The sequence below is a fragment of the Bacillus pfraonensis genome (genome assembly GCF_050768835.1).
GTDB classification, from domain to species: Bacteria; Bacillota; Bacilli; order Bacillales; family Bacillaceae_G; genus Bacillus_A; species Bacillus_A pfraonensis.
Genome location: NZ_JAHCDO010000014.1, coordinates 173,685 through 188,306 on the forward strand (window position 1 = coordinate 173,685; position 14,622 = coordinate 188,306).

Here is a 14,622-nt window from a genome sequence, read left to right on the forward strand (position 1 = left end):
GAAACATGTATTTATAAAAGTGTTTCCCTCCTTTTCATTTCTATCATTTATTTATGTAAAAAAAACAAAACTAAAGATAAGAAAAGCTTTCTAGTTTCCTAGAAAGCTTTTCCTTATAATATTGAAGAATTAAATTCTCTTATTATGCTTTTGTATAACCAGCTAGGTGTTTACTCCAGTAAGAACTATTTACTGATTGAATTCTTACACCAGTTTTTTCAGTTTCTGCACTGATGAACTGACCATTTCCTAAATAAATTCCCATATGAGTCATACCGCCAGAACCAGTAGTATTGCTAAAGTATACTAAATCGCCTGGTTGTGGATTGCTTGTTTTTGTCTTAGAGCTCCAGTAGCCAGCAACAGTTTGACGTCCACCAGAATGACCTGCTTGTTTTAATACGTAGTAAACGAAACCACTACAGTCAAAGCCAGCAGGTGTTGTACCTGCCCATTTATATGGTGAACCATTTAGTGATTGTGCAATAGACACAATTGATGATCCATTAGCAGATGGTGTTGTTGGTTTTTCTGTTTGTGTATTTCCTTGTTCACCGCCAGTAGTTGGACGAGAAGGCGTAGTTACGTTATTTGTTCCGCCTTTTACAAATTTCACATAGTCTGCACTTACATAACCTGTTCTACCGTTATGGTTAATTTTATACCAGTTATTTTCCACACCAGAAACTTGTAGTGTTTGACCATTTGTTACGCCACCAATTACAGCGTTATATGTAGCTGGACCTGTACGCACTTTTAAAGCACCTGTGTTAACCACATATGATCCACCAGTTTGAAGTGTAACATTATTGTTTGTAGCTGGTTTCTCTGTTTGGTTAGATACAGCTGTTCCGCCTTTTGTTACGAAGTCTTTGCTTATGTATCCAGTTCCACCATTATGGTTAATTTTAAACCAATCTTGTACTTCACCTACAACTTGTACTGTTTGACCTTTGTTTACAGAACCTAAAACAGTATGAGACGCGCTAGGACCTGTACGTACGTTAAGTGAAGAAACGTTAACTGTATAATTACCTGTTCCTTGTTGAACAGAAGTTTCTTTCTTTCCACCAGTAGTTACGAAGTCTCCACTTACATAACCTGTTTGACCATTTACATTTACTTTAAACCAACCGTTTTCTTGGCCAGTTACTTGTAGCACTTGACCTTCTTTTACTTTAGAAATAATGTTATGGTCTGTGCCAGCACCTGAACGAACATTCAGTACATCAGCTGTTACTGTGTATTTCAGTTCAGAATTTGTTTCTACTGCTTTTGTTTCAGTTGTTTGTGTTTGTGTTTGTGTTTGTGTTTGTCCATTAATTTCTTTTAGTGCATCAGATGAAACTTGTGCATGTGCAGAATCCATTCCAGGAACTGCTACGCCAGCTACAGATGCTGCTGCTAAACCTGCTAGTACTTTTTTCATAAGTTGTATAAACTCCCTTTCCCTACTACCCTCTTAAAAAATGAGATTAATATTTCATATAAATATTAGAAATAACATCCATATTAAATTCCATTTTTATACAAGGGCTTTCTTTTTCACACGTCGTTTATTTTAAATTATCAATGTGACTTCTGTGTGAACTTCATGTGAACTTCAACTTCAAATATAGCCTATTTTTAATAGAAGCTATACTTCCTCTATTAAAAAACGAATCGAAGTCCCCAGTATAATCCATTCTTCACCTATGACACAAATAAAAACGTAGTACCTTAGTAAACACTGAATCTTACTACTGGTTTTACATAATCGTTCTTTTCATGAGTCACCTTTCTATCATGACAAAAATTTAGACATTTATCAACTATATAGTATTCTAAAAAATTATATCTTACTCACTATTGACTAAAAGTAACACTTTTTCTCAAATGAAGTAGCACTAAAAATGTTAAGTAAAAAGGAATCATCTATAAGATGATTCCACACTAATTAAAATCTTATCTTATATAGAAAAGAATTTATCCCGTTCTGGAGCAATCCAAGAGTCCATATTTTGATCACTATTCCTTACTAAACGATTCACTAGTATATCATGCCATATATAATTTTCTAGCAAATATACATGGACTGGATCATCTGTATAAAAAGCATTTCCTTTTTGTTCTATTGAATGACCATATACCATTTCTTTCCCATCAATTGATAAAATAAACCATTTATGGCTCCCAATATTATCAACGTAACTTGTTTTCCTATGAATTTCTAATCCTTGCAACGGATCTTCAACATGAAAAACAATACCTTTTAAGCTACATTCTCTTTCTTTTTCTTTTAAATCTCCTAACAACTTTTCATACATAGTATCCCAAATTGACAAAACAACCTTTTTTTGCGCTCTTCGAATTAATATTCTACAAAAAGCTAGTATATTTTCTTCACCTTTCAAAGTAGTCACTCTCGGATCCACCTCAGGATCTTTCTTTTCAAATTGTTTTAATTCTTTCTCCACATATGTATAAGTCTCTTCCCATTTTTCTTTTACAGTTTCTAAAAACACATCTACAGGTAAAGGAGAATATTGCACAGCTTCATTTATTTCTTCCTTCATTACAATGCCTTTTTGTTCAAGGGCATTTAATATTTCATATATACGTGCACGAGGCACTCCAGAATTTTTACTAACTTGATAAGCACTAGAAGTTCCTTGTTGCACTAATGAAACATATGCCTTTGTTTCATATTGGTTTAAACCAAGCATTTGAATTTTTTGTAGTAAATCATCCATTGTATGCCTCCTATGTGTTCAATTTTTTCTACACATTTACAGTAGTTATTACTTTAATAGTAACCATAAAAATAATCTTAGTAAACATTACGAATAAATTATTTAAATATTCATTTACATATAGTATTTTAATAGGTACTATTTTAGTAGTGACTAAAAATTCATTATAATGGGGGAAATACATATGGAGGACATCAATCTTTATACCATGCTTTTTTTAATTGTTGCAGGTTTTTTAGCTGCATTTATCGATTCTGTAGTAGGGGGCGGTGGTTTAATTTCTATACCTGCTTTGCTATTCACCGGGCTCCCACCATCAACGGCCATTGCAACAAATAAACTGGCAAGTTCAATGGGAGCACTTATGAGTACTATTTCCTTTATTCGTTCTGGAAATGTGAACTTCAAATTAGTCTCTAAGTTATTCCCTTTTACTTTTATTGGATCTATACTCGGTGCCTTTGTCATCAAACATATTTCATCCGAAATATTAAAACCGTTAGTACTTATACTATTAATAGCTGTTGCTATTTACACGATTATGAAAAAAGATTGGGGAAAAGATGCAAGTTATAGCGGAATGACTATTAAAAAAGGAATTTTCTTCTCTTCTGTTATTTTTATCATTGGATTTTATGATGGTTTTTTTGGTGCTGGGACAGGATCATTTTTATTATTTACATTCTTAATCATCGGCTTTGATTTCCTTCAATCCGCAGGTAATGCAAAAGTTTTAAATTTTGCTAGTAACATCGCTGCACTTATGATTTTTCTTTATTTAGATGTCGTTAACTTTGCATACGGTCTTCCAATGGGACTTGCGATGATTCTTGGGGCTTTTGTTGGATCCAATTTCGCAATCAGAAAAGGGGTATCTTATGTACGGGTATTATTTATCATTGTAACGTTATTTCTTATTGGGAAAAATATTGCAGATTATTTAGGGATTGTCTAAACAAAGACTAGGTAATATGGTATTTGTAGCATTTAATTGATAAAATAATCTTTATACACCGGAATATCAGGAGGCTTATTATTACTAATGGAGCAAATTATCAATAGTAGTCCAAAACATTATAATGAATTTCATTATGCACTCGTATACTTACTTTCCTTATTGACATTCAAAAGAGTAGCAACCATTGAAATAAAAAAGAATGAATTACAAATGGCTATAAAACAACAAAGAGATGAATTAGCAAAAGAAGACCCTTATAAATTATAAAAATATTCTATAACAGGCATAAAAAAGGATTATCAATTTTTGATAATCCTTTTTTATACTTTATTTATAAACTTTCACTCGAGTTTCTAACGGCTGGAACTCTTTTTCCCCTGCCGGTGCAACTGGTTTACCAAACGGCATTTGAGCAATCAATTTCCAAGTTTCTGGAATATCCCATTCTTTTCTTACCTTATCATCAATTAAAGGATTATAATGTTGCAGCGTTGCCCCAAATCCTTCAATTTCTAACGCTGTCCAAATCGCGAATTGTAGCATTCCTGATGATTGCTGAGACCAAGTCGGGAAATTGTCTTTATATAACGCAAACTTTTCTTGAAGATCTTCTACTACTTTACTATCTTCAAAGTATAAAACTGTTCCATAGCCACTTCTAAATGCGTTCATTTTTTCTTCAGTTGGTGCAAAATGATTTTCCGGGACAATTTTTCGTAATGTTTCTTTTGTAATATCCCACAGTTTGTCATGTTGTTCACCTAATAAAACAATAACCCTTGCACTCTGAGAATTAAAAGATGAAGGTGTATACTTTACAGCATGATTTACTACTTCTTGAATTTTCTCATCAGAAACAACTTGCTCTTTACTAATTGCATAAATGGATCTTCTGTCTTCAATCGCTGAATAAAAATCTTTTGCCATACTAATTCCCTCCAATTTTTTATTTGAGGCTTACTAATATGTATTATGCTATATCTCGCCTCTAACTTATTAATAATAAGTTTATAACTTTATTATATTTACACAGAAAAACAATTTCAACCAATAACACTCATACTTTTCAGTTTTTGTTTTTGATACTTTTTATATTCCCTTAAAATAAAAAAACAGCTTATCTTCCACTCAATTCGAGTTTTAAATAAGCTGTCTTCCTTCACCTACTTAGTAATTTCAAAGCCATAGGACATCAATTTATGTGTTTCTGTAAAACGTTTCATTTTACTCTTTGTACCCATAACAACTGTTACGATTCGTTTATCACCTTGTTTTGCAGTCCCTGTAAAACAATAACCCGCACTATCAGTAAAGCCTGTTTTCAGTCCATCCATTCCTTCTATGAATAATCCTTGGTTAGCGGGATTTAACATTTCATTTGTACTTGTAACAGTCGTGCCTTTAAATGCTAACTGACTTTGACGTAAGTGTGTAACATCTAATATCTCTGGGTAATCTTTGACAAGATGATATGCTAATTTTGCTACATCAGCTACAGTCATCTTTGTTTCACTTCCATCAACTTCTTGCAACCCAGAGGCATTCGCAAACTTAGTCGCTTCTGACAACTCCAGTTGTTTCGCTGTTTGATTCATAAGCCCTGCAAAATCTGGCTCTGTCTTTGCTATATGCTCCGCTAAAGCAACCGCAGAATTATTAGCAGATTGAATCATTAACGCATGGTATAAATCTTTAACTGTTAATACATCTCCTATTTGCACCGGAATTCTAGCGCCTTCCGCTTGTGCCGATTTAGCACTTATTTTCACTTGATCTTCCCAATGAATCTTTCCTTTATGTATATTTTCTAAAAGAATATATGCTGTCATCATTTTTGACATACTCGCTGGGGCAAGCACATCTTCTTCATGATTTTTATACAATACTTGTCCATCACTCGCATCCATAATCATCGCGGCTTTTGCTTCAATCACTGGTATATACTTTTGCGGGATTACTTTTTCAGATAATCCTGTTTTTGGTAACTCTGCTACTTGTAGAGGCGGACCACCTATTGTCATTTTTTCTTTTGCTTTGGAAACATTTGGCTCATTCTTTTCTAAGATACTCCCCTGGAAAAAGAACCAACATGTACCCAAAATAATAGCACAGAGTATTGTTATGCTTCCCCACCCTAACCTTTTCATCACTAAATCTCCTTTTACTCTACCTATTTATAATTTCAAATTTAACCATAACAACAATGACTTTAAATCGTCAAGGTCAAACAGGAAAGAATCCAAGATAACTATTTTCTCAAGATTATTTGTTAAGTATATGTTATACTAAAATGCAATATTGAATAATAAAAATTTTCTAATATCATATTTTGAAGTTACTTAAAAGCTCCCCATCTTTACAAGAAAGGATCAATACAATGATACTACTTAATCCCTTAAAAAAAGGAGATACTATTGGTATTTACTCTCCTTCTTCACCCGTAACATATACATCGCCCAAAAGATTTAGTCGGGCTAAAAAATATTTACAAGATAAAGGATTCCGCATATTAGAAGGCCATCTTACAGGCAAGCAGGATTTTTATCGTTCAGGAAGCATTCAAGAACGTGCTGAAGAATTAAACGCACTAATTAAACATCCTGATGTTACATGCATCATGTCAACAATTGGCGGGATGAATTCAAACTCTCTTTTACCTTATATTGATTATGAAGCATTTAAAGAAAACCCGAAAATTATGGTTGGGTACTCAGACACTACAGCTTTGCTACTTGGAATCTATGCAAAAACAGGCATTACTACATTTTATGGACCAGCACTTGTCCCCTCTTTTGGTGAATTTGAACCTTTTGTAGACTTTACTTATACATACTTTAAAGAAGCTTTAATGGATAATCAAGACGTCCCTTATAAGCTAGATATACCTTTATTTTGGACAGATGAATTTATAAACTGGGAAGAAAAAACAAAGGAGAAAGAACTAAGAAAAAACGAGTGGATTTGTGTAAATAGTGGAAAAACAACGGGAAGACTAATGGGCGGAAACTTAAATACACTACAAGGTATATGGGGTAGCCCATTTATGCCTGATATTAAAGAAGGAGATATTCTCTTTATTGAAGATAGCTCCAAAGACGCCGCTACCATTGAAAGAAGTTTCTCATTGCTTAAAATTAACGGCGTATTTGATAAAATTTCAGGAATCATTCTTGGCAAACATGAGCAATTCAACGATTGCAGTACAAATCGAAAACCACATGAAATATTACTAGAAGTGCTAAAGGATCATAAATTGCCATTTCTTGCAGACTTTGATTGTTGCCATACACATCCGATGATTACTATGCCAATTGGTGCTCAAGTTGAGATGGATGCAACAAATAAAAGAGTAAGTATCATTGAACAATGGAAAAAATAAATATGAAGTTTAACGATTCTTTGAATATCTTTATTTTAAATTACTTACAAATTTAACAAAAAAACAACTCTTTATTAGGAATTAATGCTGGGCTAAATATTTTTTGCATTAAAACAAGCATCTATATTAGCGTCACTAAGTTACCTCATCATTTCAATGTTCGGTTGGTATTTCCTAGATGAAATCATTATAAAGGAAAAAGTAATCGGTAACATTATCATTGAAATTAGAGTTGTTGTTTTCCATACAATAAGAAAATACATCCTTATTATATAGAAAAAAGTCCGTTATTTATAACGGACTTTTTTCATATCCTCCCTACTGCCCTAAATTTTGCACTTTATCTTTTAAATCTTGAACTTGTTGCACTGTCTGCATAAGCTCTGAGTTTTTGAATTGTTCTACATCCATTTTCCCTTCTTCTATCTTTTTCATCGTTGTATCAATTAACGCATTTAACTTTTCATTATATCCAACAATTTGCTGATGAATGTCCTTTGCTACATCTGGAGGTGTCAATTCATTAAAAGCTGGAATATCCTTTTGAATTTCTCCGAGTTTAGTTTCTAACTCTTTTCGGGCTGCACTATCATTGATTGCCTTTTCTACTAATCCCGGCGCTTCATTTGCAAACGCACTTACTTCATTCACATAGTCTGTAGCCTTTTGAGCATAATCAATTGAATTCTTACCTTCTTCAATTACAGTACATCCCATTAAACCAATTGTAATTAAAAACACAAGTAAGATTGTCTTTTTTAATTTCATATTTTACCTCCTAAATGAATACGAATCCATTGTTTCTTCTATACATTTATAAACACTTATTCCTTTCGTTATACTTTCATTCAAAATACTAGCTATTTAATACCTCAACTTATATATTCTAGCAAAACTTTTCATTTTCCTTTTCATAATCAATTTTGAAAAGCATACGGATTTTTCATGAAAAAAAGACATACTCAAGCATCACTTAAGTATGTCAAGTTCTTTATCCTGCCGCTTACTTTCTTACATATCCTATAACAGTGACAAGTTCTGATTCTATATGAACACTGATAATTTCCTCAATAACATTTGTGTATCCTTCCCCTATAGCCGCTCCATATTGTAAAGAAATTTCTTTTCTCTTATAAACTGACTGAGGTATAGTCAAAATAAATTTCCTAAGATTTCTTTCATCTACAGGTTCCATAAGTAAAATTATCCCATCTTCCTCAAACATACAATCATCCTTTCACTTACATTCCTACTACGGCTCAGTATTGCCTTTATCTGCTAGATTCTAAACCCACTTATAAATCGTTCGATACTCTCCATTCGATAAAACATTCATATCCCATAGTCATACGAACCGCTCTTTTAAAATCTCCAAAATAAAGTGAAACTTTAATCAGTGGGGTTTTCCTCATCCCCCACTGATTATCAGCCCTCACCAATCGGGCCTTTACGGGCAGTTTATCTCCCACCTAACTTCTTTGCTCCCCCCGAATTTTGAGGTGGGAGTATTACTGCCCTAAAGTAGCAGCGGGATAAAAAAGCACAAACCTTAAACTATCAAGAATTCGTGCTTTTCATAATGATATTCTTATATTCCTTTATCCATCTCATAGAGTCTACGATATTTCTCATTCTCTACAAGAAGTTGTTCATGACTACCTTGTATCGTGATGTGACCATCTTCAAGAAAAATAATTTCATCCACATGCTCAATCCCTACAAGATGATGTGTTACCCAAATTACAGTTTTATCTTTCGTTGCTGTAAACATCGTTTCTAATAAAGCTGATTCCGTTTTAGGATCCAAGCCAATAGTTGGTTCATCCAGTATAATAATGGGTGCTTCTTGTATAAGAGTTCTTGCAAAAGCAATTCTTTGCCTTTCTCCTCCAGAAAATCTCTTCCCCATCTCATGCATTTTCGTTTGTAATCCATCCGGAAGAGACTGAACATGAGAAGCGATTTGTGCTTGTTCTAAAGCTTTCCAAATATCTTGATCAACAGCTTCAGGTCTTCCGATACGCACGTTATTCCCAATTGTCGTGTCAAACAAATGTGGTTTTTGATTTAACACAGAAATATATTTTGATAACAGGTTCGTATGTGCTGATTTTCCATTTAGTAAAACTTGGCCATTTATCGGACTCAGAGCGCCAGTTAACAATTTTAATAAAGTAGATTTCCCTGTCCCGCTTCTCCCTAAAATAGCAATCTTTTTTCCTGTCTTTATTTTTAGCGATATATCTTTTAATACTAACTCGTTACTTTCTAAATAACTATATGACACATTGTGCAATTCAATCTCAACATCTTTTGGCACAACCTCGTTTTTATCTTGACCCTTCTCTTGTTCATCTTGTGGAGCCATATCATTTTCCACACCATTAAGCCGATGTGCAGACTCTATATAAGATGGAATTCGATCAATTGCATCTGAGACAGGGATAAGCGCATTTGTTATTGATAGTGTCATTAATATAAATGCCGCAATTACTGTTGGTGCAATTTGCCCACTTTCCGCTTGATTTCCAGTCCAAATGATCATGGAAATGACAACAATTCCTACTATTAAATGAATGATCCCATCTCGAATATGATGCCAACATTTTATCTTCTTTTCAATCTTTACTAACTGGGCATTTTGCTTTGTATATTCTCTTACAAACTCAGCTGTTCTGCCGCTTGCTTGCCAATCAGCTAATCCAAATATAGCATCTGTCAATTGTTGATATAAACGATTCCTACCTCGCTTCAATATAACATGATGTTGTTTCATCATAAATAGCGATACGAATGGAAGGAGAAAGACAATAACAGCTAACATGCTTCCTGCTATAAGTGCAAACATCCAATCAAATGTACCAAGGACAGCAACAAATATACTATATATAGCTAACGCTAATATACTAGGAAATATTGTACGCAAATATAGATTTTGTAGATGCTCGATATCTTCAGATAATACACCTAATACATCACCAGTTTGAAAGCGAGACCTTAAAAATAAAGCTTGCGGTTCTACTATTCTATACAACTTTGTGCGCATTTTTTCTAATATACGGAGAACCACATCATGTCCAACTAAGCGCTCTACGTAATGAAAGACCGCTTGCCCGATACTAAACGCTCGCGTTGCCACAATCGGAACATATACAGCCATTATATTTTCTGGTCGAAGAGAAGATTTAGAAATTAAATAGCCTGAAATGAAAAGTAGCATTGCTCCTGAACTCACCCCAAGAAGGCCGAGGATAAGAGTCAGAGTCATTCTCCCTTTATTGTGCTTTATATAAGGCCCAATCCAGTTATTCATTTCGTTCCTCTCCCTTCAGTATGAAATTGGAATGATTTTTTCGCAAAAAGCTCTTCATATGTTCCTTTTTCTATAATCTTACCTTTTTCTAAAACAAGAATATGATCCATTTGTTTCATCCAATGAAGACGATGAGTTGCAAGAAAGACAAGCTTCCCCTTAAATACACGTAACATCGCTTGCTTTATCTCAAATTCAGTTTCAATATCAAGGTGAGCTGTCGGTTCATCTAATAAAATGATCGGCTTTTTGCTTAAAAGAGCACGAGCCATTGCAATACGCTGTTCTTGTCCTCCACTTAGCATACGACCGCCTTCTCCAATCTTTTCATGCATTCCATTTGGAAGCGAATCAACAAGTGAACGAAGACCAACCTCATCTATTACTCTTTCTACTTCTTCGTTCATTGTATTTGGCTCATAAAAACATAAGTTATCTCTTAATGAGATTGGAAAAATATATGGTTGTTGCGGAATGTAAGCAATATTTTGGATCCACGCTTCACGCGTACTTGTATTTATTATATTTCCATCCATAATTACACTTCCATGTGACGGCTGAAGAAACCCTGCTAACACATCGATGAATGTCGATTTCCCTGCTCCACTTTCTCCAATCATGCCAATCATTCCATTACCTTTCCATGAAAAGCAAATATCTTCTAGTATCGCTTTTCCTGTTTCATCATTACAAATATTTATATCTTTTAATTCCATACTACTAGATGCATCCCACATCATTTTTACACTATTTATATGAGCTGACACATCTTTTTGTTGCTCTAAAATCTCTTCCATTTGCTCCATCGCAATTTGCCCATCTAATGTCGCATGATAATTGGCCCCAACTTGGCGAATTGGTAAAAAATATTCTGGAGCTAAAATTAAAATTGTAAGAGCTGGCAACAACAGAATCGTTCCATCTATTAGACGAATTCCAAGACCTACTGCTACAAAAGCAATTGATAAACTTGTAAAGAAATCGAGTGCAAAAGAAGAAAGAAAAGCAACTCGCAAAGTACGAATCGTTGCTTTTCTATATCTCTTACTTACCTTTTCAATTTTCCCTTCATGTTGCTTGCTTTTCCCTAAATACTTCAATGTTTCTAACCCTTTTAACGTATCAACAAAATGATTTGATAAGACGCGATACGTATCATATTGACTATCAGCCATTTTTTGTGCTGCTAATCCTAAAAGAATCATAAAAACAATGACAATTGGAATTGTTACAACTAAAATAACAGCAGACTCTATATCTAATGTAAAAACATATATAGCAATTAACGCCGGAACAATACTACTTCGAATCATTTTAGGAATTGTAAGTTCAATATATGTTTTAAACTTATCAACCCCTTCTATCGATAAGGTCACCAGATGACCAGTTCCGACTGTTTGAACATACCGTGGACCTAACGTAAAATATGCCTCTATTAATCGTTTTCTCAGCAACAATCCCACTTTTTCAGCAAAACGTTCAACAAGTAGCTGTGATATTCGAATCAATATTTGACGGACAGCAAATGAAATTCCAAAAAATAAAATTTCATTCAGCACCCCCTGTACTTGTTCTCCCTGAAATAAAAATGTAATAGCACGTGCTAAAAATACGGTCTGTACAATAATGCTACAAGCTTCTAAAATACTAATAATACTTAATGCTACATATAAAATACGGCTACCTGGATAAAACGGAAGTCCTCTTTTTCTTTTCATTAGTACTCCAAATCATTGTCTGACTTTACAGGTTGTCTAAACACATAAAAACTCCATATTTGACTTCCGATTACAAATGGCAATATAGCAATCGAAAAATAAGTCATAAGTTTTAATGCGTAAGCTCCTGATGCTGCATTATAAATTGTTAAATCATTCATCGCTCCTAACGTACTAATCATGACACGCGGGAACATGCCAATAAACACACTTGCACTTAGCAAAATGATTGTTAAACTCGTCATAAAGAAAGCTAAGCCGTCTCTTCTTCTTTTATTTAATAATGTTGACGCAAATAATGCTACAAAAGCTCCAATTGGAACCATAATCCACTCTGTGCCATGAGCAGTGAAAATATCGGTTTTCCATAATCCTACACCGGCAAAAATAAGGAGTGCGATTAAGGAAAAAGGTGCAATTTTTATTGCAGCAATACGTGCTCGTTCCCTTAATTTACCAGTTGTACGTATTGTGAGAAATTGTAATCCATGGACGATACATAATAGTAGGAACATCGCTCCTCCAAGTAACGCAAATGGATGCAGTAATTGCAGGAATCCACCTACAACATTTTTAGTTTCATCAATTGGTATACCTACCATAAAGTTTGCGATTGCAATCCCCCAAAGGATAGGTGGTAGCAAACTTCCAATAAATATGCCCCAATCCCATACGCTCTTCCATTTATGATTGTCTACTTTCGCACGAAATTTAAAAGCAGCTCCTCTCGTAATTAAGGCAAGTAACATAAATACAAATGGAATATAGAAGCCGCTAAATAATGTTGCATACCAATGTGGAAATGCCGCAAACATAGCACCACCAGCACAAACAAGCCATACTTCATTCGCATGCCAAAACGGTCCAATTGTATTTAAGTACACTCGTTTTTCAAAATCGTTTTTCCCTAAAAACCTTGAAACTGTTCCTACACCAAAATCGAAACCTTCAAGTACAAAAAATCCAACAAATAAGATTGAGATAATTAAAAACCACAACTCATTAAGAGATAACATACTCTTCCTCCTTATCAAACGGATCATGGCTTTGATAATCCTTTTTCGTTTTCTTATTCGCATGTCCTTTAATAATACGAACGAATAAGTAAACGCAAATTCCACCCATAATTAAATACAGTGATGTAAATGAAATAAGTGAGAATAATACTTCGCCAAATGTTACATTTGGTGATACAGCATCTTCTGTTTTCATAACACCAAAGACAACCCACGGTTGACGACCCATTTCAGTCATAATCCATCCAACTGTATTACCGATGAATGGAAGAGCAATCGCACACACCATTAATTTTAAATACCACGGCTTTTCAGTTAAACGATTTTTTCTTGATAAGAACCATCCGTATGCTCCTAGAAGTAACATAAATGTCCCACTCATTACCATCGCTCTAAAGCTCCAAAACATCGTTTTTACTGGCGGAATATAATCTCCAGGTCCATATTTTTCTTCATATTGCTTTTGAATTTGATTCATTCCTTCTACTTGTCCACTAAATTTATCGTACGACAGTAGACTTAACATATAAGGAATTTGGATTTCAAACGAGTTTGATTTTGTTTCTGAGTTAATATTTGCCACAACAGTAAATGGTGCTGGATCTTCACTTGTATTCCACAATGCTTCTGCTGCTGCCATTTTCATCGGTTGCGATTTAATTAAATGCTGCGCTTGTGCATGACCAAAGAATAATACAAGAGCTGTTGCAATTGTTCCAACAATAATTGAAACTCGGAAAGACTTTTTAAACATCTCAATTTTTTGTCTTCTTGAAATTTTCCATGCGCTAACACCAGCGATAAAGAATGCTCCTGTTGCCAATGCTGCTGTAATCGTATGTGGGAACTGCACCCATAGTTGCGGATTTTGAATAATTGCCCAGAAATCGTTCATCTGCGCACGTCCATCTGCTGCCATTTCATATCCTACTGGAGCATGCATAAAGGCACTTGCAGTTAAAATCCAAAATGCTGATAACATTGTTCCTAGTGACAAAAGCCAAATACATAAAAGATGGATTCGCTTCGGAAGTTTATCCGCACCAAATACCCATAACCCAAGAAATGTTGATTCTATAAAAAAGGCTAATAGCCCTTCAATTGCAAGTGATGGTCCAAAAACATCACCAACAAAACGTGAATAAGTTGACCAGTTCATACCAAACTGAAATTCTTGTAAAATCCCTGTTACAACACCTACTGCAAAGTTAACAAGGAATAACTGCGCCCAAAACTTCGTCATCTTCTTATAAATCTCTTGTCCCTTTACTACATACAACGTTTGCATTAACGCGATGATAAAAGCTAAACCAATAGACAACGGAACGAAAAAATAATGAAAAATCGTCGTGGATGCAAATTGAATTCGTGCTAATTCGAGCGTATCCATGTCAAAATCACTTCCTTCTTAAATTTTTATATAGATTGAGTCGTAATGTTAGAACTGATAGACATTACGGCTCAATTAATCGGAAATACGAAAAGATAGTATCACCTATGTATTGT

At 34.3% G+C, this 14,622-nt stretch carries 13 protein-coding genes; 3 read left to right on the forward strand and 10 right to left on the reverse strand.

Features of this window, described 5'->3' with window-relative positions; translation table 11 throughout:
• Window positions 1-142 precede the first annotated feature (142 nt).
• Entirely contained in the window at window positions 143-1,429 is a 1,287-nt protein-coding gene (gene entFM / locus KFD70_RS15470; protein WP_336453569.1) for an enterotoxin EntFM, read from the reverse strand.
• Between the two features lie 520 nt (window positions 1,430-1,949).
• Window positions 1,950-2,732 (reverse strand): TrmB family transcriptional regulator, encoded by a 783-nt coding sequence (locus KFD70_RS15475; RefSeq protein WP_336453570.1) that lies wholly within the window; start codon window positions 2,730-2,732, stop codon window positions 1,950-1,952.
• A 184-nt stretch (window positions 2,733-2,916) separates the two neighbouring features.
• Here KFD70_RS15475 and KFD70_RS15480 point away from each other — a divergent pair, with 184 nt between their 5' ends.
• Complete coding sequence (locus tag KFD70_RS15480; RefSeq protein WP_336453571.1) at window positions 2,917-3,687, forward strand: sulfite exporter TauE/SafE family protein; 771 nt, start codon at window positions 2,917-2,919, stop codon at window positions 3,685-3,687.
• Between the two features lie 87 nt (window positions 3,688-3,774).
• On the forward strand, window positions 3,775-3,957 hold the full coding sequence (locus KFD70_RS15485) for a hypothetical protein (RefSeq protein ID WP_336453572.1): 183 nt from the start codon (window positions 3,775-3,777) through the stop codon (window positions 3,955-3,957).
• A 60-nt stretch (window positions 3,958-4,017) separates the two neighbouring features.
• On the opposite strand, the gene KFD70_RS15490 is transcribed toward KFD70_RS15485, so the two are convergent.
• Window positions 4,018-4,617, reverse strand: a complete 600-nt coding sequence (locus KFD70_RS15490) for a nitroreductase family protein (protein ID WP_336453573.1) — start codon at window positions 4,615-4,617, stop codon at window positions 4,018-4,020.
• A 236-nt stretch (window positions 4,618-4,853) separates the two neighbouring features.
• Window positions 4,854-5,837, reverse strand: a complete 984-nt coding sequence (locus KFD70_RS15495) for a D-alanyl-D-alanine carboxypeptidase family protein (RefSeq protein WP_336453574.1) — start codon at window positions 5,835-5,837, stop codon at window positions 4,854-4,856.
• Window positions 5,838-6,067: 230 nt separating this feature from the next.
• Here KFD70_RS15495 and KFD70_RS15500 point away from each other — a divergent pair, with 230 nt between their 5' ends.
• On the forward strand, window positions 6,068-7,069 hold the full coding sequence (locus KFD70_RS15500; protein ID WP_336453575.1) for a S66 family peptidase: 1,002 nt from the start codon (window positions 6,068-6,070) through the stop codon (window positions 7,067-7,069).
• 318 nt (window positions 7,070-7,387) lie between these two features.
• On the opposite strand, the gene KFD70_RS15505 is transcribed toward KFD70_RS15500, so the two are convergent.
• The 6 genes from KFD70_RS15505 to KFD70_RS15530 all read right to left on the reverse strand — a co-directional run bounded on the left by KFD70_RS15505 (window position 7,388) and on the right by KFD70_RS15530 (window position 14,506).
• A complete protein-coding gene (locus tag KFD70_RS15505; RefSeq protein ID WP_336453576.1) occupies window positions 7,388-7,837 on the reverse strand; it encodes a DUF6376 family protein in 450 nt (149 codons plus the stop codon).
• 235 nt (window positions 7,838-8,072) lie between these two features.
• On the reverse strand, window positions 8,073-8,294 hold the full coding sequence (locus tag KFD70_RS15510) for a hypothetical protein (protein ID WP_336453577.1): 222 nt from the start codon (window positions 8,292-8,294) through the stop codon (window positions 8,073-8,075).
• Between the two features lie 363 nt (window positions 8,295-8,657).
• Complete coding sequence (gene cydC / locus KFD70_RS15515) at window positions 8,658-10,382, reverse strand: thiol reductant ABC exporter subunit CydC (protein ID WP_336453578.1); 1,725 nt, start codon at window positions 10,380-10,382, stop codon at window positions 8,658-8,660.
• Complete coding sequence (gene cydD / locus KFD70_RS15520) at window positions 10,379-12,100, reverse strand: thiol reductant ABC exporter subunit CydD (protein WP_336453579.1); 1,722 nt, start codon at window positions 12,098-12,100, stop codon at window positions 10,379-10,381. Before cydD ends, cydC begins: the two co-directional genes overlap by 4 nt.
• Window positions 12,100-13,116, reverse strand: coding sequence for a cytochrome d ubiquinol oxidase subunit II (gene cydB, locus KFD70_RS15525; protein ID WP_336453580.1), 1,017 nt, complete (start codon window positions 13,114-13,116; stop codon window positions 12,100-12,102). The genes cydD and cydB overlap by 1 nt, the downstream gene beginning before the upstream one ends.
• A complete protein-coding gene (locus KFD70_RS15530; protein WP_336453581.1) occupies window positions 13,103-14,506 on the reverse strand; it encodes a cytochrome ubiquinol oxidase subunit I in 1,404 nt (467 codons plus the stop codon). The genes cydB and KFD70_RS15530 overlap by 14 nt, the downstream gene beginning before the upstream one ends.
• Window positions 14,507-14,622 lie beyond the last annotated feature (116 nt).

Bases quoted from the DNA above. Each gene is read 5' to 3' on its own strand.
- cydD (WP_336453579.1), bottom strand. From the start codon at position 12,100: ATGAAAAGAAAAAGAGGACTTCCGTTTTATCCAGGTAGCCGTATTTTA.
- KFD70_RS15480 (WP_336453571.1), top strand. From the start codon at position 2,917: ATGGAGGACATCAATCTTTATACCATGCTTTTTTTAATTGTTGCAGGT.
- KFD70_RS15505 (WP_336453576.1), bottom strand. From the start codon at position 7,837: ATGAAATTAAAAAAGACAATCTTACTTGTGTTTTTAATTACAATTGGT.
- KFD70_RS15495 (WP_336453574.1), bottom strand. From the start codon at position 5,837: ATGAAAAGGTTAGGGTGGGGAAGCATAACAATACTCTGTGCTATTATT.
- KFD70_RS15475 (WP_336453570.1), bottom strand. From the start codon at position 2,732: ATGGATGATTTACTACAAAAAATTCAAATGCTTGGTTTAAACCAATAT.
- KFD70_RS15485 (WP_336453572.1), top strand. From the start codon at position 3,775: ATGGAGCAAATTATCAATAGTAGTCCAAAACATTATAATGAATTTCAT.
- cydC (WP_336453578.1), bottom strand. From the start codon at position 10,382: ATGAATAACTGGATTGGGCCTTATATAAAGCACAATAAAGGGAGAATG.
- KFD70_RS15490 (WP_336453573.1), bottom strand. From the start codon at position 4,617: ATGGCAAAAGATTTTTATTCAGCGATTGAAGACAGAAGATCCATTTAT.
- KFD70_RS15500 (WP_336453575.1), top strand. From the start codon at position 6,068: ATGATACTACTTAATCCCTTAAAAAAAGGAGATACTATTGGTATTTAC.
- KFD70_RS15510 (WP_336453577.1), bottom strand. From the start codon at position 8,294: ATGTTTGAGGAAGATGGGATAATTTTACTTATGGAACCTGTAGATGAA.
- cydB (WP_336453580.1), bottom strand. From the start codon at position 13,116: ATGTTATCTCTTAATGAGTTGTGGTTTTTAATTATCTCAATCTTATTT.
- entFM (WP_336453569.1), bottom strand. From the start codon at position 1,429: ATGAAAAAAGTACTAGCAGGTTTAGCAGCAGCATCTGTAGCTGGCGTA.
- KFD70_RS15530 (WP_336453581.1), bottom strand. From the start codon at position 14,506: ATGGATACGCTCGAATTAGCACGAATTCAATTTGCATCCACGACGATT.